This window comes from uncultured Arthrobacter sp., assembly GCF_964021775.1.
Classification (GTDB): domain Bacteria; phylum Actinomycetota; class Actinomycetes; order Actinomycetales; family Micrococcaceae; genus Arthrobacter.
The window spans coordinates 12,159-30,016 of sequence record NZ_CAXHZI010000026.1 but is presented as its reverse complement, the minus strand read 5'-3'; the positions used below and the strand labels follow the sequence as shown (position 1 = coordinate 30,016).

Annotated in this window: 19 protein-coding genes; 3 read left to right on the top strand and 16 right to left on the bottom strand. The window is 68.7% G+C overall.

What is annotated here, in order from left to right:
• Positions 1 to 2 precede the first annotated feature (2 nt).
• Both ABIN76_RS16010 and ABIN76_RS16005 read left to right on the top strand, forming a co-directional pair.
• A complete protein-coding gene (locus ABIN76_RS16010; RefSeq protein WP_346960664.1) occupies positions 3 to 1,280 on the top strand; it encodes an MFS transporter in 1,278 nt (425 codons plus the stop codon).
• Positions 1,281 to 1,333: 53 nt separating this feature from the next.
• Positions 1,334 to 2,401 carry a UDP-N-acetylmuramate dehydrogenase gene (locus ABIN76_RS16005; protein WP_346960663.1) on the top strand — a complete coding sequence of 356 codons (1,068 nt, stop codon included), beginning with the start codon at positions 1,334 to 1,336 and terminating at the stop codon, positions 2,399 to 2,401.
• A gap of 19 nt (positions 2,402 to 2,420) precedes the next feature.
• Here the strand turns inward: ABIN76_RS16005 and ABIN76_RS16000 are convergent, their stop codons facing one another.
• Positions 2,421 to 2,906, bottom strand: a complete 486-nt coding sequence (locus tag ABIN76_RS16000) for a hypothetical protein (protein ID WP_346960662.1) — start codon at positions 2,904 to 2,906, stop codon at positions 2,421 to 2,423.
• A gap of 109 nt (positions 2,907 to 3,015) precedes the next feature.
• On the opposite strand from ABIN76_RS16000, the gene ABIN76_RS15995 reads away from it, so the two are divergent.
• A complete protein-coding gene (locus ABIN76_RS15995; protein ID WP_346960661.1) occupies positions 3,016 to 4,140 on the top strand; it encodes a winged helix DNA-binding domain-containing protein in 1,125 nt (374 codons plus the stop codon).
• Here ABIN76_RS15995 and asd read toward each other — a convergent pair.
• The 15 genes from asd to ABIN76_RS15920 form a co-directional block, all read right to left on the bottom strand.
• A complete protein-coding gene (asd, locus tag ABIN76_RS15990) occupies positions 4,137 to 5,279 on the bottom strand; it encodes an aspartate-semialdehyde dehydrogenase (protein WP_346960660.1) in 1,143 nt (380 codons plus the stop codon). The genes ABIN76_RS15995 and asd overlap by 4 nt on opposite strands.
• Before the next feature lie 76 nt (positions 5,280 to 5,355).
• Positions 5,356 to 5,685, bottom strand: a complete 330-nt coding sequence (locus ABIN76_RS15985; RefSeq protein ID WP_346960659.1) for a hypothetical protein — start codon at positions 5,683 to 5,685, stop codon at positions 5,356 to 5,358.
• Between the two features lie 95 nt (positions 5,686 to 5,780).
• Entirely contained in the window at positions 5,781 to 6,182 is a 402-nt protein-coding gene (locus tag ABIN76_RS15980) for a hypothetical protein (RefSeq protein WP_346960658.1), read from the bottom strand.
• A 23-nt stretch (positions 6,183 to 6,205) separates the two neighbouring features.
• Positions 6,206 to 6,607 (bottom strand): hypothetical protein, encoded by a 402-nt coding sequence (locus ABIN76_RS15975; RefSeq protein ID WP_346960657.1) that lies wholly within the window; start codon positions 6,605 to 6,607, stop codon positions 6,206 to 6,208.
• Entirely contained in the window at positions 6,594 to 7,247 is a 654-nt protein-coding gene (locus tag ABIN76_RS15970) for a hypothetical protein (protein WP_346960656.1), read from the bottom strand. The genes ABIN76_RS15975 and ABIN76_RS15970 overlap by 14 nt, the downstream gene beginning before the upstream one ends.
• 9 nt (positions 7,248 to 7,256) lie before the next feature.
• Positions 7,257 to 8,369: a WXG100 family type VII secretion target gene (locus tag ABIN76_RS15965; RefSeq protein ID WP_346960655.1), complete on the bottom strand. Its 1,113-nt coding sequence runs from the start codon at positions 8,367 to 8,369 to the stop codon at positions 7,257 to 7,259.
• 178 nt (positions 8,370 to 8,547) lie between these two features.
• Positions 8,548 to 8,766, bottom strand: a complete 219-nt coding sequence (locus ABIN76_RS15960) for an NF038396 family protein (RefSeq protein WP_346960654.1) — start codon at positions 8,764 to 8,766, stop codon at positions 8,548 to 8,550.
• Positions 8,766 to 9,359 (bottom strand): dihydrofolate reductase, encoded by a 594-nt coding sequence (locus ABIN76_RS15955; RefSeq protein ID WP_346960653.1) that lies wholly within the window; start codon positions 9,357 to 9,359, stop codon positions 8,766 to 8,768. Before ABIN76_RS15955 ends, ABIN76_RS15960 begins: the two co-directional genes overlap by 1 nt.
• Complete coding sequence (locus ABIN76_RS15950) at positions 9,356 to 10,159, bottom strand: thymidylate synthase (protein WP_346960652.1); 804 nt, start codon at positions 10,157 to 10,159, stop codon at positions 9,356 to 9,358. Before ABIN76_RS15950 ends, ABIN76_RS15955 begins: the two co-directional genes overlap by 4 nt.
• Before the next feature lie 9 nt (positions 10,160 to 10,168).
• The gene (locus ABIN76_RS15945; RefSeq protein WP_346960651.1) at positions 10,169 to 10,618 is read right to left on the bottom strand and encodes a GntR family transcriptional regulator; all 450 of its coding nucleotides are present in this window, start codon (positions 10,616 to 10,618) and stop codon (positions 10,169 to 10,171) included.
• A complete protein-coding gene (locus tag ABIN76_RS15940) occupies positions 10,615 to 12,246 on the bottom strand; it encodes a hypothetical protein (RefSeq protein ID WP_346960650.1) in 1,632 nt (543 codons plus the stop codon). The genes ABIN76_RS15945 and ABIN76_RS15940 overlap by 4 nt, the downstream gene beginning before the upstream one ends.
• A 106-nt stretch (positions 12,247 to 12,352) precedes the next feature.
• A complete protein-coding gene (locus tag ABIN76_RS15935) occupies positions 12,353 to 13,318 on the bottom strand; it encodes an NUDIX domain-containing protein (protein ID WP_346960649.1) in 966 nt (321 codons plus the stop codon).
• 11 nt (positions 13,319 to 13,329) lie between these two features.
• Positions 13,330 to 15,594 carry an RNA degradosome polyphosphate kinase gene (locus ABIN76_RS15930; protein WP_346960648.1) on the bottom strand — a complete coding sequence of 755 codons (2,265 nt, stop codon included), beginning with the start codon at positions 15,592 to 15,594 and terminating at the stop codon, positions 13,330 to 13,332.
• A gap of 103 nt (positions 15,595 to 15,697) precedes the next feature.
• Positions 15,698 to 16,699 (bottom strand): mycothiol synthase, encoded by a 1,002-nt coding sequence (gene mshD, locus ABIN76_RS15925; protein ID WP_346960647.1) that lies wholly within the window; start codon positions 16,697 to 16,699, stop codon positions 15,698 to 15,700.
• Between the two features lie 291 nt (positions 16,700 to 16,990).
• Positions 16,991 to 17,689, bottom strand: a complete 699-nt coding sequence (locus ABIN76_RS15920) for a response regulator transcription factor (RefSeq protein ID WP_146336841.1) — start codon at positions 17,687 to 17,689, stop codon at positions 16,991 to 16,993.
• Positions 17,690 to 17,858: the final 169 nt, after the last annotated feature.

Sequence of the window (17,858 nt, the reverse complement as noted above, 5' to 3'; positions counted from 1 at the left end):
CCGTGAGGGTGCGTGCCGCCCCGTCCGCCGAGGTGACCCGCTGGCGCAACGCCGTCGTCGCCGCCTACGCCTTCAGCGGCATAGCCTTCGCCAGCTGGGTGTCCCGGCTGCCGGCCATCCGTGACGGACTCGACCTCACGCCCGGCAACGTCGGCCTGCTGCTGCTGTGCATGACCCTGGGCTCCTTCGTCTCCGTCTCCGCGTCCGGGCTGATCGTGCTGCGTTTCGGCTCCAAGCAGACCATCCGGATCGGCAGCATCATGGTGGGCACGGGCCTGGTCCTTGCCGGGTTCGGGACCTCGATCCTGGTCAACCCGCTGGCCGTCGCCGCAGGGCTGGTTGTGGTGGGACTTGGCACGGCCAGCTGGAACACGGCCTCCAACGTGGAGGGCGCCGCCGTCGAACGCGCCGTCCGGCGGCACATCATGCCGCGGCTGCACGGCGCGTTCAGCCTGGGCACCGTCGCCGGTGCCGGCGCAGGGGCCTGGGCTGCCGGCACCGGCGTGCCGGTCTTCTGGCACCTGGCCGCCGTCGGCCTGCTGGTCGCCGGCTCCGTGGCCACGGCCGCGCGCTGGTTCCGCGCCGACATCACCCCGGTGGAGGACACGAAAGACTTCACCCCGGCCGGGACGGACACCTTCGAGGATCCCTCCACCGGTCCGCTGCCGATTATCAGCCAGGCCACGCAGGGCCCGGACGAGCCGCTGGACAACAAGCGGCAGATCGCGCAGGCCTGGCGGGACCGCCGGACCCTGCTGCTCGGCGTCCTGGTCCTGGGCCTGGCCCTGGCCGAGGGGGCGGCGGGGGACTGGGTGGCCCTGGCGCTCGCCGACGGCCACGGCCAGTCCGACGCCGCCGGAGCCGCCGGGTACGGTCTCTTCGTCACTTTCATGACCGTGGGCCGCTTTGCCGGCACCCTGGTGCTGGACCGTTACGGCCGGGTCCCGGTGATGCGCTGGTGCGCGGCGCTGGCCGTGGCCGGACTGGGCCTGTTCGTCTTCGCGCCGGTTCCCTGGCTGGCCTATGTCGCCCTGGCCATCTGGGGGCTGGGCGCCTCGCTGGGCTTCCCGGTGGGCATGTCCGCCGCCGCGGACGACCCCGTCAAGGCAGCCGCGCGCGTCTCGGTGGTCTCCACCATCGGCTACGGCGCATTCCTCTGCGGGCCGCCCCTGCTAGGACTGCTGGCCGAGCACGTCGGCATCCTGCACTCGCTGCTGGCCGTCATGGTGATGCTCGTGGTCAGTTTCCTGCTCTCCCCGGTGGCGCGCAAGGCCGCCTAGGCCCGGCCCTGCCGCCTTTCCGGGGACACGCCGAACCCGGCTAGGCTGGTGGGGTGACCCAGACTCTGCTTTCCGCCCTGACCACGGCCGGCGTCGGCGGCCCGGCCGCCACCTACGTCGAAGCCCGCACCGAGGCGGAGATCATCGACGCCGTCCGCACGGCCGACGCCGCCGGCGAGCCGTTGCTGATCATCGGCGGCGGCTCCAACCTGCTGGTCGCGGACGACGGGTTCCCCGGCACGGTGCTGAAAATCGCGTCCGAGGGCTTCAGCGTCAACGCCGAGGACTCGTGCGGCGGCGTCGCCGTCGTGGTCCAGGCCGGCCATAACTGGGACGCCCTGGTGGAGCACGCCGTCAGGCATGCCTGGTCCGGCCTGGAGGCCCTGTCCGGGATCCCCGGCGCCACCGGCGCGACCCCGGTACAGAACGTCGGCGCCTACGGAGCGGACGTCTCGCAAACCATTGCCGCGGTGCGCACCTGGGACCGCGAACGCGGTGCCGTGCAGACGTTCACGAACTCGGAGCTGAAGTTCGGCTACCGCGACTCCCTTCTGAAGAAGACCACCTCCGGCGGGTCCCCGCGGTACGTGGTGCTGACAGTGGAATTCCAGCTGCCGCTGGGCCGGATGAGCGCCCCGGTCCGCTACGCCGAGCTGGCCCGGGCCCTCGGCGTCGACACCGGCCAGCGGGCCTACGCCAACGACGTCCGGCGCGAGGTGCTCCGGCTCAGGGCTTCCAAGGGCATGGTCCTGGACCCCGCGGACCGGGACACCTACTCCACCGGCTCCTTCTTCACGAACCCCATCGTCCCGGCCGAGGTCGCCGCGGGCCTGCCCGCGGACGCTCCCCGCTACCCGGGCGGCGCCGACGGGCTGACCAAGCTCTCCGCGGCGTGGCTGATCGACCAGGCCGGCTACGGGAAGGGATTCGGGCTTGACCCGGGCAGCGTGTCCGGCGGGCGCGCCGCCCTGTCCACCAAGCACACCCTGGCGATCACGAACCGGGGCGGCGCCAGCGCTGCGGACCTGCTGGCGGTCGCCCGGGAGGTGCGCCGCGGCGTCGTCGAACGTTTCGGCATTGAACTGCACCCCGAACCGCTGCTGATCGGCGTCGAGCTCTAGGACGCCGCAGCAGGCGGTGCTAGTTCCTGCCGCGGCGCGGGGTCACCTTACTGAAGAGCATAAAAGTGAAACCGGAGGCCGCAGCGCCGAGCAGAAAGACCTGGCAGAACGCCACGGACTGGGCGCTGGGCCCGCTGCGCAGCAGCAGACCGGCGCAGGCGAAGGCCACCGCGCCGGCCAGCAGCGCGAGCGAGCCGAGCAGGAAGCTCTGCACCGTGGCGGGAAATTCCGCACCGGGATCGAGCTCAAGCTCGCGCCGGTCTCCGTCCGGCAGTGCCGGGGTCCGCGGCTGGAGCGTCGCCGCGGTCACGAAGCTGGCCACCGCGATCACCATGCACACGGCGGAGACGGTCTGGAACGTTGTCATCATGGGGGAGAGGCGGGTGCCGCTGGCGATGGCGACGGCGAGGCCAGCCGCCATGCCGGCCGCGCTGGAGGCCCAGCCCAGCAGGGCCAGCCTCCTGCACGCGGGCCGCAGCCGCGGCCACACATCAGCCAAAGTCATGCATCCACTTTAAGTAATCCGGCTGGGCGCAGGCTGGGAGGGTGACGGGCGGCAACCGGGCACTACCGTGGCCCCACGGACCGTCGTGCCCCGGCCCTAGGATGTTGTCATGGCAGCAGTGGTGCGCACGCGTCTGAGCCGGAGCGTTATGGGCCGGCTCCGTCTGGCCGCGCAGGGGCTGTCCGGCCCGGGTTTCGGCTCCGTGCCGGCCGCGGTCCGGGGCATGACGGCCATGCAGGCGCAGGACCTGCAGGCCTCGCTGTGGGCGGTGGGACAGCGCGTCAGGGACTCCCGCGTGGCCGATGTCCGCGCGGCGCTGGACCGCGGCGAGGTGGTCCGCTCCTGGCCGATGCGCGGCACGCTGCATCTGCTCGCGCCGGAGGACCTGAGGTGGGTGTTGGATATCACCTCCGGCCGACTGATCAAAGGCCTCGCCGGGCGGCACCGGGAACTTGGCATCTCCGCTGCGGACATCGACGCCGCCACCGAGGCGGCGCTGCTGCGGGTCTCCGGCGGGTCGGCGGCCAGCCGGGCGGAGCTGTTCCGGGCGTTCGAACAATCCGGCCAGTCCACCGCCGGCCAGCGCGGCATTCATCTGCTCGGCGTGCTGTGCCAGCAGGGGCTGCTGGTGCAGGGTCCGCTGGCCGGGAACCAGCAGCTGGTGGTCGCCTTTGATGACTGGATTACCACCTCGCGGCGGCTGGGCCGTCAGGAAGGGATCGCCGAATGGCTGCTGCGCTACCTGTTCAGCCACGGCCCTGCCACCGAGCGGGACTTTGCGTGGTGGTCCGGCATTCCGGTGACGGAGACCCGCGCGGCGCTGGCCGCAGTGCGGGAGAAGCTGGTGGAGCTGGAGTTCGAGGGGACGTCCTACTGGCTCTCGCCGCAGACGGCGGCCCTGCTCGACGGCGGCGTCCCCGGCCAGCGCAGCGTGCTGGCACTGCCGGCCTTCGACGAATACCTCCTGGGCTACACCGACCGGTCCATCGCCCTGCCCGCGCACCACGCGGACAAAATCGTCCCGGGCGGCAACGGGGTGTTCAAGAAAACCATCGTGGCCGGCGGCGAGGTGATCGGTACCTGGTCCGCGGCCGCGAAGGGGCGGCGCGGCGCCGTCGTGCCGGAGCCCTTCGACGACGTTAACGGACTGCGGCCTGCCGCTCGGAAATCCTTTGAGCTGCAGGCCGCGAAGTACCGGAGGTTCCTCGGGCTGGAGGACACCGGCGGTGCTTAGAGCGTGCCGGTGGCGATCTTCAGCATGCGGCGCAGCGGCTCCGCTGCGCCCCAGAGCAGCTGGTCGCCGACGGTGAAGGCGCTGATGTACTCCGGGCCCATTTCGAGCTTGCGGATGCGGCCTACCGGGATGTCCAGCGTGCCGGAGGCCGCCACCGGGGTGAGGTCCGCCATCGAGGCTTCCTTCGTGTTGGGCACCACGGTGGCCCATTCGTTGTCCGCGTCGAGGAGCTTCTCGATCTCGGCGACGGAGAGGTCCTCGCGCAGCTTGAGCGTGAGAGCCTGGGAGTGCGAGCGCATGGCGCCGATCCGGACGCACAGGCCATCCATGATGACGCGGTTTTCGCCGGCGGTGCCGAGGATCTTGTTCGTCTCCACCCCGGCTTTCCACTCTTCCTTGGACTGGCCGTTGCCGAGGTCCGCGTCGATCCAGGGGATCAGCGAGCCGGCCAGCGGCACGCCGAACTGGGTCGCATCGATGTCGGTGCGCTGGTGCGCCAAGACCTTGCGGTCGATCTCCAGGATGGCCGACGCCGGGTCGTCCAGTTCACTGCTGACCTCGGCGTTGAGCGTGCCGAACTGGCTCAGCAGCTCGCGCATGTGCCGGGCGCCGCCGCCGGACGCTGCCTGGTAGGTCATCGAGGTGCCCCACTCGACCAGGCCGTTTTTGAACAGCCCGCCGAGGCCCATCAGCATGCAGGAGACCGTGCAGTTGCCGCCGATGTAGTCCTTGACGCCGCCGGAGAGGCCGGCGTCGATGACGTCGCGGTTGATCGGGTCCAGCACGATGATCGAGTCGTCGTTCATCCGCAGGGTGGAGGCGGCGTCGATCCAGAGGCCGTCCCAGCCGCGGCTGCGCAGCTCGCCGTGGACGCGCTTGGTGTAGTCGCCGCCCTGGGCGGTGACAATGATCGGCAGCTTCGCCAGCGTCTCGACGTCGAACGCGTCCTCGAGCTTGCCGGCCGCGCCGGCCGCCGCGCCGGCCACGGCCGGAGCGGCACCTCCGGCGTTCGAGGTGGAGAAGAAGACCGGGTTGATGTTGGCGAAGTCGCCCTCGTCCTGCATGCGCTGCATCAGGACGGAGCCAACCATGCCACGCCAACCGACCAGTCCGACGGACGGGGTAGCTGCTGTAGTCATTGGGCCAGTTTAGACTTTGCGGCGGCCCGGCCGCAGTCGGTTACGTCACGCGGGGGCCCGCCGGGGGCGGCAGTGGCTACTCGACCGGCCGCGGCATGTTGCGGGCCTTGCGCAGCTTCGCCGCCTTGCGTTCCTTGACGTAGTTGTACCAGGCGGCGATGAAAGGGAAGATGCAGGCGGGAAAGACCCACCACACCTCGCCGGCGATGTGCCAGGCGCTTTGCCTGATGACCTGGACGACGAAGTAGACCAGCCCTCCCATGCCGATCGTCAGGAGGATGGCAAGGAAGAGAATGCCGTTGGCGCTGTTGAGCGGTTTGATGATGCCCAGCCCGTCGTCCTTCCGCACGCCGTACTCGTCCTCGGTGTAGGCGACTATCTCGCCGTTCTCTCCTAGGCGGTGCATCACCCGCTGTTCTGGAGGCTGGTAAGGCACGTAGCCAGATTCCTGGGGCACGTCCCGGTTACGCTTGGCCACGGCACTCCTCGATTGCGCGCACGCTACTCGACCGGCCGCGGCAGGTTGCGTTCCTTGCGCAGCTTCTCCGCCTTGCGTTCCTTGACGTAGCCGGCCCAGCCGGCGAAGAGCGGAAAGAGGACCAGCACGTACATCCACCAGATCTCGCCCATGATGTTCCATTGGTCGGTCAAAGCCATCTGGACAACGCCGTAAAGCATCAGTCCGAACAGGGCGGTCATCAGTAGGGACAGGACCAGCAGGCCGCCTGAGGAGTTGACCGGCTTGATGATGCCCAGCCCGTCGTCCTTCCGCACGCCGTACTCCTCCTCGGTGTAGGCGACCATTTCGCCGTTCTCTCCTAGGCGGTGCATCACCCGCGCTTCCGGAGGCTGGTACGGCAGGTAGCCAGGTTCCTGGGGCACGTCCCGGTTACGCTTGGCCATCGCGCTCCTCGATTGCGCGCACGCTACTCGACCGGCCGCGGCAGGTTGCGGGCCTTGCGCAGCTTCTCCGCCTTGCGTTCCTTGAGGTAGCCCGCCCAGCCGGCGATCAGCGGTATTTGGATCACCAGAAACATCCACCAGGTGCGTCCAAGAATGTCCCACTGACCGGTGATGGCGATTTGCGCCAGGCCGTAGAGCATTCCGCCGAAGGCGAGGGTGATCAGGATTGCCAGGAACAGTAGGCCTCGCGACGAGTTCACGGGTTTGATGATGCCGTGGCCGTCATCTTTCCGGACACCGTATTCCTCGTCCGTGTAGGCGATCAGTTCGCCGTCCTCGGAGAGGCGGTGACGTACGCGTTCCTCCGGGGGAGGGCCGGGCACGTAGCCCGGATCCTGGGGCACGTCGCGGCTACGCCTGGCCACGCGACTCCTCGATGGCGCGCAGCAGTCCGGCGTCGTCCAGGCCGTCGGTTTCGGCCACTTCGTCCGTGGCGAAGTCGGGGATGCCGGTGGCCCACGCATCCTCTCCGCGGCGGACCAGCAGGTGCTTGTCCGTGTCGAGGGTCTTGAAGACCAGGTAAGCCGTGCCCCCGGGATTCTGCTCGACATGCTGGCGGACCACGCGGAGGGTGGCCTCGGCCGAACTGATGGCCGCGTCTTGGGCGAACACGAACCAGGTTCCCAGCACACGGGGCTGCAGCATCAAAGCAACCTCCGGCGCTTCGACCAGCACGACGTTGTCCATGCTGTCCTGGGTGAGCAGGGAGATCTCAGTCCAGCGCGTCGCGTGTCCGAGGGCGGTTGCGACAGCGGCCGCCACCCCCTTCACGCCAAGGTCGCCGTCGTCATCGACGGTCGCCAGGTCCCTGGCGATCAAAGATGACGCCCCGGCTGTGGACAGCGTGTCGTCCTGCACCAGTTCCTCCGCGCGGAAAACACTGACCGACCGATCGCGGGCCGGACCTTCGAAAACATTCAGCAGGTAGGCGAATTCGCCCACCCCGAAGCCGATGACGTCGACCCCGAGCCGGGGCTCCTGGGTCGTCTCGTCCTGAACGGTCATATGAGTCTCCTAATCCCCGAAGCTAAAGAACTTAGCCACGGACTCGCCGGCATCTTTGATGTTGCTGGCCGTGTCGCTGACAAATTTGCCGGGATCCTTGACGGCGTTGACGATGCCTTCACCGACGTCCTTGCCGACCCTGCTGATCGTGTCCCAGTTCTCGTAGACGGCGATGCCCACACTGGCAACCTGGCAGACGGTGCCGGCCGGAGGCGGCAGGAAGGAGCCGACGCCAAGGCCGGCCTTGAAGGCGCTGCCGAGGCCCCCTTCGATGTCCCCCTTCGCAAAGCTTTGGACCGAGTCGTAGGCGCTGAAGCCCACCCCGGCCCAGCCCAGGCCGCGCGCCAGCCCGGCCTTTCCGAGCCATTCGTACTTCGTGCCTGCGCCAACCAAGGATCTTTCGGCAGTAAGACTGGCGACCTTGTTCAGCGGACCGAGGAACTTGTCCAGCGGTCCCTTGATGTCTTGCAGGTTCTTCAAAGAAGCGACATCAGACGCTTGATCGATCAGCTTCAGGGTCCTGCTGTTCTTGGTGGACTCCTTGAGCAGTCCCTCGAGGGTTTTGTTGCCCTGGGTGTTCTGCCACAAGTGCCGCGTGTCGAAGCCCGGGCCGCCGAGCCGGTGCCGGCCCTTCGTGAGCATGCTCTTCACGAATTCGGCGCGTTGATTTTTCCAAACCCAGCCGTACTGGCCAAGATGCTTTGCCAGGGTGAGCGGGGCCTTGACGTTCTTCTGGATCCCCATGAAGTTCCGAAGGACGCCGATCCCGGCAGCGCCGCCCAGGAGGGCCCAGTTTCCTGGCGAACCCGGCGCACCCGGAACTCCCGGGCCGCCGCCGGCGCCTGGAGCGGCGTTGCTTGCTTTCTCCTGCTCGTCAGCCTGGGTCATCAGCCGCTTGGACTGCTCTTTCAGGGCGTGCGCGGTCTGAAGAATCTGGGTGCGGTGGTTCGAGTTCCACTCGGATTTGAAGCGGGCACCGTCGGCGCCCTTCCATGACGTGTTGTTGTTGATGGCCGACGTCAGGGAGGTCGACTGCTGCAGGAGCGTCTCGGACGTTTTGCCGAAATTCTGCGCGAGCATGCGCAGCTGGGCGACGTCGGCGCCCCACAAGTTTCCTGCCATGATGGCATCCCCCCTTTACGGGCAACAGCCTAAGGGGCCGCTGCCAAGACCAAGTGCATTCCGGCTCAATACCGCCGGGCCAAAGAATCTGACCCGCCCCAATCTAGCGGGGGAGCCGGGATCCCGCGATGGGTTGATCTCCCCATCACCCCGCCCCGGTGGCCCGGCGGCGGGTGCCCTAGTCGCCGTCGGGCTCGGCCAGCAGGGCGCTCTTGCGCCGGCGCAGGGCCAGCACCGCACCGAAGGCGAAGACCTGGGTGACGACGACGAGCACGATAGCCCCTGTGATCTTGTTGCCGCCCAGGATCATGGTCAGTCCCACGATCGCGGACAGCAGCGCGAGCAGGGGCAGCAGCATGTAGCCAAGGACAAAAAGGGTTTCAGGCTTGCGCAGCACTATTTGGCCTCCGTCCGGCGCCACAGCGTAATCCGGTACCGGGTGCCGTTCGCTGCCGTCAGCCAGCCGTCGGCCGGGAGGCTGGCCTCCGCGGTCCAGTCGTAACCCAGCTCCGGAGCGAAGGTGTCGCCCTCGGTGGCGGTGTCGATCGTGGTGACCACGGCGACGTCGGCAAGGTCCAGGGACTGGGTAAAGATCTCCCCGCCGCCGATGATCCAGACCATCTGCTGGCCCGGTGCGAACTGGGACTCCAACAGGGCGTCGTCAAGCGACTTGACGGCCAGGGCGCCGTCCGCTTCCGGCGTCCCGCCCCAGTCTTCCTGCCGGGTGACGACGATGTTTGTGCGGCCGGGCAGGGGCCGGTACTTGTCCGGGAAGGATTCCCAGGTCTTGCGGCCCATGATGACGGGGTGCCCCGTGGTGAGCCGGCTGAAGTGCAGCATGTCCTCGGGCAGGCGCCAGGGCATGGAGCCGGCCTGGCCGATCACCCCGGTGCTGGTCTGCGCCCAGACCAGGCCCAGGCCCGTGACGGTGCCGCGGAGACGTTCGGTGAACTCGGCGGGTTCGGTGGGGTTGCTGGTCTCGTTGCTCATACGGCGATCGGTGCCTTAATCGTGGGATGGTGCTGGTAGCCGACCACCTCGAAGTCCTCGAGGGTGTAGTCGAAGATGGATTCCGGCTTGCGGGTGATCTTCAGCTGCGGATATTCGTAAGGTTCCCGGCGCAGCTGCGTGAGGACCTGGTCCAGATGGTTCTCGTAGATGTGGACGTCGCCGCCGGTCCAGACGAATTCGCCCGGTTCCAGCCCGGTCTGCTGGGCCAGCATGCACGTCAGCAGGGCGTAGGAGGCGATGTTGAAGGGAACACCCAGGAAGGTGTCCGCGGAACGCTGGTAGAGCTGGCAGGAGAGCTTGCCGTCCGCGACGTAAAACTGGAAGAAGGCGTGGCACGGCGGCAGGGCCATGTTCTTGAGCTCGGCCACGTTCCAGGCCGAGACGATGTGGCGGCGCGAATCGGGGTTGGCTTTGAGGTTCTCCACCAGCTCGGCGATCTGGTCGATGTGGCCGCCGTCGGGCGTGGGCCAGGAGCGCCACTGTACGCCGTAGACCGGGCCGAGTTCGCCGTCGGCGTCGGCCCATTCGTTCCAGATGGTGACGCCCTGGTCCTGCATCCACTTCACGTTGCTGTCCCCGCGCAGGAACCACAGCAGTTCCACCGCGACGGACTTGAAGTGCACCCGTTTGGTGGTGATCAGCGGGAAGCTCTTGGCCAGGTCGAAGCGGAGCTGGCGGCCGAAAACGCTGCGGGTGCCAGTGCCGGTGCGGTCCGATTTGTGCGTGCCGTGCTCGAAGACATCGCGCAGCAGGTCTTCATAGGGCGTTGGGATGCTCACGCTCCCAGTCTACTGAGAAGTCTCTTGCTCGCCGTATTCGTGGCGTTGGCCGAGCCGGGCGCGCATCACGGCGAGCAGCGCGCCGTCATCGAGGCCTGCCGCGCGGCCCGCGGCAATGAAGCGGTCGACGGCGGCGATGACCGCGGCGTTCGGTCCGGCCGACGGCCGCGCCGGGACAGCATCACCGAGGGCGCCACCCGGGCCGTCCCCGCCGACCGGGCCGGCGACGACGGTTCCGTTGCGGCGCCCGGTCTGGATCAGCCCGGCTTGTTCGAGTTCCTTGTAGGCACGTGCGACGGTTCCGGCCGCAATGCCGAGGTCTGCGGCGAGGCGCCGGACGGTCGGCAACCGGGTTCCCGGCGGCAGCGCCCCGATGACGATCAGCGAGGCGATCTGCGCCCGGATCTGCTCGTACGGCGGTGTGGCCGAGCGGAGGTCGATGGAGATTCCCGCGGTCACGCGGCGGGCTCCTTGTCCCGCCGCGGCACGGGTCCGGCCGGGCTGCGCGCGGGGCCGGCGACGGGGATAACGGCGATGATGGTGGCAAGGGTGCCGAGGACCGCTCCGGCCAGGGTCGCCGGCCACCACGTGTTGGCGTCGGGATTGAATGGTCCCCCGAAGGATTCGGCTGCAAACACGGCAGCCCACGCGGGCCCCTGGGTCAGCAGCAACACGGCGGCCTGGGCGGTGAACAGGGCCGCGAGGGTCCGCACGGTCCGGTGGATCGTGACGGCGCGCAGCGCGGCGTCCATGCCGCCGGCAAGACCGGGGACCCCCTGCCGGTGCCTGGCGGCGAGGAAAGCCGGCACCGAGGCAAGCGCGCCGCCGGCCGCGAGGAGGGCCGGCGGAACCCAGTACGGCTCTCCATAGAGCCGTTCCTGACCGACCGCCGTGACTGCCAGGGCCAGCAGGAACGACAGCAGGGCCAGGACGGCGGTGGTCAGCATTGCCGGGCTAACCGGCTGCCGCGGCCAGTTGCGCGGGGCTCCCGGGTCGCCGTAGTTGCGCTGCAGGAGCAGTTCGCCGGCCGCAATGACCGCCAGCACCGCGGCCGCCATCAGGGTAGCAAAGCCCGCCATTCCGAAGCCCGCCGCGGCGGCGGTCAGTCCGGGGACGATGAAGACCCCCGCCAGCAGGGGCACCACCGCCGCGAGTCCCAGCAGCGGACCCAGCGACGAGACCAGCCGGGCCGCGGGGTGCTGGCCGCCGGCCTGCAGTCCTGAAGGCGGCCGGTTGCGCGCGCCCAGCCCGGCGGCCGCGAGCCGCGGCGGCCCCCAAAACCCCATCATCAAGAGGACTCCCATGCCCGCCAGGCCGGCCGCATTCGTCCAAGACGAGACGCCGGTTGACGGGTCCGGCCGCGCTGCGAAGTTGCCTGCGATCACGCCCAGCCCCGCAGCCACTATGGAAGCGGTCCGTAGCAGGCGGTTCATTGCGATGGTGCGCAGCACCGCATTGTCGCCGGCGTCGAGGGCCTCCAACTGGCGGCGGCTGGCAATCAGCCACAGCACCAGCATCGTCCCGGCGGCCAGGACGGCCAGGGCTCCGCCCAGCCAGGCGGCCAGCTCAACCCCGGGAATACGGCCGTCAACGCCCAGCGTCTGCCGGGTGTACGGGCCGTCCGCCACGGTTGTGGGCGGCACGGGTGCGAACCCCGGGAGCGTGGCGGTCCACACAATGAGCGCGCCGGCGGCGGCAAAGACGGCCGCCGTGACCGCGGCCAGCCGGTGCGGCAGGAAGTCGCGGATCCGCCGGACCGACAGGACGGTCTGCCGCCGCATTCGCCGCGGCCCCGGATAGCTGACTTGGCCGAGCGCGTGTACGCCCAGGCAGCCCAGGATCGGCCAGGTAAGGGCCGGCAAAATCGTCGCGGGGGTCGTCATGGCGCCGCCGGCGGAAGGGTCGGCCGGAATGATGCCCAGATTCATGGCGCCCTGCAGCGAGCTCGCCAGCCAGCCGATGACCCCCACCCACAATGCGTGTTCCGACACCGATGCCGGGGAGGTGCCTGTATCCGGCGCCCAGATTACCCAGCGCAGCACGGCGTAGACCAGCACGGCGGCAATGATCGGGCCGAGCAGCAGCATCGATGGAAAGTAGAACTCGCCCGGCATGAAATCCCCCAAAGATCCCGCAGTTATGTGCCAAGTACTTGATACAAACTAGGGCCGGCGGGCGCCGGGGTCAAGGACCCTAGTCATCGAAGGGGCGGAACTGCTCCACGGCCACGACCTTGCCCTTGCTGTGCGTAACGTGACAGACGATGATTTCGCCGGGTGAGAGGAAGGGGTCCGCGGACGGCAGCAGGGCCCGCAGCCGGGAGTTCATGTGCTTGCCCAGCTGCGCGAAGACCGTCGGCAGCGCGGGGCGGTGCGTGCACAGGGCCACGGCGCGTCCCTTGTCGAACAAGGACTCCACGACGTTGGCTGTCTTGTGCGGGCTCCTGCCGTGCAGGTGCTCGGTCAGCGATTCGTGCAGCTTCACCTTGGCGTCGACGGCCTTGGCGTAGGGCGCAACCGTGGCCACGCAGCGCAACCACGGGCTCGTCACCACCCGCGGCGGGCTCCAGGCCTGGAGGAGCCGGCCCACGGCCTGGGCTTGGCGCGTCCCGGTGGCAGCCAGCGGACGGTCGCCCTCGGCCTTGGACCAGGAGGAGCGCGGCTTGGCTTTGGCGTGGCGCAACACCAGCAGCGGCCAGGTGTCCAGTTCGCCGCGGGAGTGCGCCGCCGCGAGGTGCTCCAGCGGGGCACGGTCGCTGGGGTTGCTGAGCAGGCCGGCGGCCTTCTCCGGCGAACACCACATGACGCTGTCCACCTCCTTGCCATCCGGGCGGAGCGGGGCGCCGTCGACGTCGACCGCCCAGTAATGCACCACCTTCAAGCCCGCCGCCACGTGGTAGTGGATGGGCGGGAGCGGGATGCCTAGGGGAGCCTTGAGGCCGATTTCCTCTTCCACCTCGCGGGCGGCGCACTCCGGAACGGTCTCGCCCGGATCAAGCTTGCCCTTGGGCCAGGACCAGTCGTCGTAGCGGGGGCGGTGGATCAGCAGGACCTCAAGCTTGTCCTTGTTGACGCGCCACGGCAGGGCGCCGGCCGCGACGACGGCTATCGCCTCGCCCGGATGGTCGGTCTGGTCCGCAACCAGGGAATCGCTGCTCACAACCGGCGGCCCTAGCGCAGGCTCGCCGAGCGCTGCCGCGAACGCGACGCGAGCAGCCACGACTGGACGTCCTGCAGAGGGGTGCCGTCCTCGGCAAGGTGGTGGCGCACCCATTCGCCGCTGTTGTCCAGATGCCAGCTGGCCGTCCCCGGATCCATGTAGCGGCGAAGCATGTCCAGCACGTAGCTGGTATCGTCCCCGCTGCTGAGCTGCACGAGCGCCTCGACGCGGCGGTCCAGATTGCGATGCATCATGTCGGCCGAGCCGATGTAAACCACCGGGTCTCCGGCGTTGGCGAAGGCGAAGACGCGGGAGTGTTCCAGGAAGCGGCCCAGGACGGAGCGGACGGTGATGTTCTCGCTGAGTCCGGGGACGCCGGGGCGCAGCGAGCAGATGCCGCGGACAATGACGTCCACCTGCACCCCGGCCTGGGAGGCCCGGTAGAGGGAGTCGATGATGGCTTCGTCCACCATCGAGTTCACCTTGATCTGGACGCGGGCGGCGATTCCCGCCCGGGCGTTGCGGATTTCGGTTTCAATCCGGTCAATCAGCCCGGAGCGCACCGACCGTGGAGCAACCAGCAGCCGCTTGAAGGTGGACTTGGGCGCGTAGCCGGACAGCTGGTTGAAGAGCTTGGACAGATCTTCGCCCACCTGCTCGTTGGCGGTCAGCAGGCCGAGGTCCTCGTAGTAGCGGGCGGTGCGCGGGTGGTAGTTGCCGGTGCCGATGTGGCAGTAGCGGCGCAGCCCGTCGACTTCCTGGCGGACCACGAGGGAGAGCTTGCAGTGGGTCTTGAGGCCCACGATGCCGTACACCACATGTACCCCGGCCTGTTCCAGCTTCCGGGCCCAGGAGATGTTGGCCTGTTCGTCGAAGCGGGCCTTGATCTCCACCAGGGCGAGCACCTGCTTGCCGGCCTCGGCGGCGTCGATCAGGGCGTCAACGATGGGCGAGTCGCCGGAGGTGCGGTACAGGGTCTGCTTGATGGCCTGCACCTTGGGGTCCGCGGCGGCCTGCTCGAGGAAGGCCTGCACGGAGGTGGAGAAGGAATCGTACGGGTGGTGCAGGAGGATGTCCCGGCGGCGCATGGCCGCGAAAACATTCGCTGCCTTGGAGGTTTCCGACTCGTTGAGGTACCGGGACGTGTGCGGCACGTGCTTGGGGTAGTGCAGGTCCGCGCGGTCGATCCCCGCGATCACGGAGAGCCCGCGAAGGTCCAGCGGGGCCGGGACGGAGTAGACCTCGGATTCCTCCACGCCGAGCTCGCGGATCAGCAGCGCACGGATGTTGGGGTTGATGTCGTTCGTGACCTCGAGCCGGACCGGCGGCCCGAAGCGGCGGCGCAGCAGTTCCTTCTCCAGGGCCTGCAGCAGGTTCTCGGCATCGTCCTCTTCGACCTCGACGTCCTCGTTGCGGGTGACCCGGAAGGTATGGTGCTCCAGCACCTCCATCCCGGCGAAGAGCTGGTCCAGGTGGACGGCGATGACTTCTTCAAGCGCGATGAAGCGCGCCACCCGCCCGGGCACGGAGCCGGCGCGCGGGCCGTCGATCGAGATCAGCCGCGGCAGCTGGTCCGGGACCTTGACGCGGGCAAAGAGCTCCTTGTCGCTGACCGGGTTGCGGACGACGACGGCCAGGTTCAGCGAGAGCCCGGAAATGTAGGGGAACGGGTGGGCGGGATCCACGGCCAGCGGGGTCAGGATCGGGAAGACCTTTTCCGCGAACATGGCGCTGAGTTGGTCCTTGGCCTGGTCGTCCAGCTCGTCCCAGTGCATCAGGTGGATGTGTTCGTAGGCCAGTGCGGGGCGGATCTGTTCGGCGTAGACGCGGGCGTGGCGCTGCTGGAGCCGGTGGGCGGCCTCGCCGATCTGTTCCAGGACCTGCATGGGGCTCAGCCCGGCGGGGGAAGGCACGGCGAGGCCGGTGGCGATGCGGCGCTTGAGCCCGGCAACCCGGACCATAAAGAACTCATCCAGGTTGGAGGCGAAGATGGACAGGAAGCTGACGCGTTCCAGCAGGTAGAGGTTGGGATCTTCGGCGAGCTCCAGGACGCGTGAGTTGAACGCCAGCCAGCTCAGCTCCCGGTCCAGGAAACGGTCCGGGCTGATGTCGCCTTCCGGTTCCAGGTTGGGGGCGAACTCGGGGATGTCGATCCGGTCCTGGGTGGCGCGCGAGGCGGGCACTTCGGAGGAGCCGAACCGTGCCCGCGCGGGACGCGCGGCCTTGTCCGGCGTAGCGGCTTCAGACGTGGCGGTCCGGGCAGATTCCCGTTGCATGGTCTCTCCTAATGCTGGCGCGATTTAGCTTCAACCTTACAAGGATTCAGATCCGGACGAGCCCAGGTTTCGGCCGCCGTCGGGCGCCCGGCCGCCGGCGTGGTTACCGGCCTTCCCGCGGCGCGTACATGACGTCCACGTCCCAGCGCGAAAAGCCGAGCCTCCGGTACAGGGCGACGGCGGGGATGTTGTCTGCGTCGACGTAGAGCATGACGGCGTGCAGGCCCTGCTGCTGCAGGTGCTTGATGCCGGCGATGGTCAGGGCCTTGCCCAGCCCGGTGCCCTGCGCGGCGGGTGCGACGCCGACGACGTATACCTCGCCGATCGCCGGATGCTCCCCGTGCCGGGGGTGGACCTTGGTCCAGTGGAAACCAAGGATCCGGCCGGCGGCGTCGACGGCGAGCAGGAAACCGGCGGGATCGAACCACGGCTCGGCCATCCGGGCCTGCAGGTCGTCCAGGCTCATGTTCCCTTGTTCGGGGTGATGGGCGAACGCCGCCCGGTTGACCGCCAGCCAGGCCTCCTCGTCCTGCCCCGGCACGAAGCTGCGCAGCGAGATGCCCTCCGGCAGCGCAGCGTCGGGCAGCTCCGAGGCCGCGGTCGCGAGCCGCATCTTCCACAGTTCGCGCACCGGCGCGTACCCGTAGCGCGCGGCAAGGTCCGCGGCGGCTTCATGGTTGCCGTGCGACCAGGCCTTCAGCCCCGCGAAGCCGCGCACCTTCTGGAGCTCGGCCACCAGCCGGTCCGCCACGCCTTGGTTGCGGTAGCTGGGATGAACGGCCACCTCCAGCACCCCGGTGCCATCGGCATCCTCGACGACGACGGCGAACCCCGCCAGGTCGTTGCCCCGGGCGTGGCCGGAAGCGGCGCCGGAGGTGCCGGAGTCGTCGCGGGTGTAGTCGGGGGAGTAGAGGGCCAGGGCCAGCACGCTGTGCGGGCCGGTTCCCGCGGCGCGCAGGGTCACCAGGGTCTGTTCGGACAACGGCGGGTTGCCGTCGGATTCCTCGGCGGCGGCCACCAGGGTCTTGACATCCTGCAGCAGCCGTTCATCGACGGCTCCCTGCAGGGTGAGTACGGGCCAGTTCTCCGGATGCGCAGGACTCATGGTGCAAGGCTATACGTCCGCTGCCCGCCGGCGCGTGGAAAACCCGTGGATTTGATGCATCCGCCCGAGGCACGTATAGTCAATATCTCATCCGGCTGAACGGTGCGAAACCGTTGAGTGGATGTGAGGGGGATCCACCACTGGGGTGGCCTCGATACGTTCGACCCGTATGTCCTCCACTGCAACGCCAGGCGGCGCACGAAAGCCCCGGACTCCTGAGTCCGGGGCTTTTTCGTGCAGTGCTGGAGGGGCTGTACCCGGGGGACTGTCCCCGGGGCGGGGCGGGGCCGGTCAGGCCTCGGTGAGTTCCTCGTCGGGCTGCCGGACCAGGGTGAGGCGGTACCCGACGTTGCGCACGGTGCTGATCAGGTTTTCGTGGTCGGCGCCGAGCTTGGCCCGGAGCCGGCGGACGTGGACGTCCACGGTCCGGGTGCCGCCGTAGTAGTCGTAGCCCCAGACCTCGGTGAGGAGCTGCTGGCGGGTGAAGACGCGGCCGGGGTGCTGGGCCAGGTACTTGAGCAGTTCAAATTCCTTGAAGGTCAGGTTGAGTGCTGCCCCGTTGACCCGGGCCGTGTAGCTCGCCTCATCGATCACGACGCCGGCCGCCCGGATCTCCGTGGGGGTGTCGTCCGCATCCGGCAGGGCGCGGGCGACGCCGAGGCGGATACGAGCCTCCACCTCGGCGGGACCGGCGGATTCCAGGAGGATGTCGTCCACGGCCCACGCAGAGGAAACGGCGGCCATGCCGCCTTCCGTGAGGATCAGCATGAGCGGCGCGCTCAGCCCGGTCGCTTTGAGCAGCTGGGTGAGGGAGCGGGCGCCGACCAGGTCCTTGCGGGCGTCCAGCAGCACGATGTCGCACGGATCGGTTTCGAGCAGCGCCGTGGGCTCGGCGGGAAGAATGTGGACGCGGTGGTTGAGCAGTTCCAGCGCAGGAAGGACATCCACCGATGAGCCGGTGCTGTTCGTCAGTAGCAGGATGTGCGACATGGTTCCTCCAAGGGGTGTCCGCGCATCATTGGGCGTCTGAACCGGGCTTCCACCGGCCGGTACTGGGCTTCCGGACGGTGCCTGCCTGCGGCTGCCGGAGGAAGCGTAGCTGAACTTTGAGTATACCCAAATGCCCCTCGGCAGACACTGTTCCGCCGCTCCAGCGTCC

What these genes read in the sequence shown, in the direction of transcription:
- ABIN76_RS16000 (WP_346960662.1), bottom strand. Translation starts at nt 2,906, where the DNA reads ATGACTTTGGCTGATGTGTGGCCGCGGCTGCGGCCCGCGTGCAGGAGG.
- ABIN76_RS15995 (WP_346960661.1), top strand. Translation starts at nt 3,016, where the DNA reads ATGGCAGCAGTGGTGCGCACGCGTCTGAGCCGGAGCGTTATGGGCCGG.
- asd (WP_346960660.1), bottom strand. Translation starts at nt 5,279, where the DNA reads ATGACTACAGCAGCTACCCCGTCCGTCGGACTGGTCGGTTGGCGTGGC.
- ABIN76_RS15985 (WP_346960659.1), bottom strand. Translation starts at nt 5,685, where the DNA reads ATGCACCGCCTAGGAGAGAACGGCGAGATAGTCGCCTACACCGAGGAC.
- ABIN76_RS15980 (WP_346960658.1), bottom strand. Translation starts at nt 6,182, where the DNA reads ATGGCCAAGCGTAACCGGGACGTGCCCCAGGAACCTGGCTACCTGCCG.
- ABIN76_RS15970 (WP_346960656.1), bottom strand. Translation starts at nt 7,247, where the DNA reads ATGACCGTTCAGGACGAGACGACCCAGGAGCCCCGGCTCGGGGTCGAC.
- ABIN76_RS15965 (WP_346960655.1), bottom strand. Translation starts at nt 8,369, where the DNA reads ATGGCAGGAAACTTGTGGGGCGCCGACGTCGCCCAGCTGCGCATGCTC.
- ABIN76_RS15955 (WP_346960653.1), bottom strand. Translation starts at nt 9,359, where the DNA reads ATGAGCAACGAGACCAGCAACCCCACCGAACCCGCCGAGTTCACCGAA.
- ABIN76_RS15940 (WP_346960650.1), bottom strand. Translation starts at nt 12,246, where the DNA reads ATGCTGCTGCTCGGCCCGATCATTGCCGCCGTGCTGGTCTACGCCGTG.
- ABIN76_RS15930 (WP_346960648.1), bottom strand. Translation starts at nt 15,594, where the DNA reads ATGCAACGGGAATCTGCCCGGACCGCCACGTCTGAAGCCGCTACGCCG.
- mshD (WP_346960647.1), bottom strand. Translation starts at nt 16,699, where the DNA reads ATGAGTCCTGCGCATCCGGAGAACTGGCCCGTACTCACCCTGCAGGGA.
- ABIN76_RS15920 (WP_146336841.1), bottom strand. Translation starts at nt 17,689, where the DNA reads ATGTCGCACATCCTGCTACTGACGAACAGCACCGGCTCATCGGTGGAT.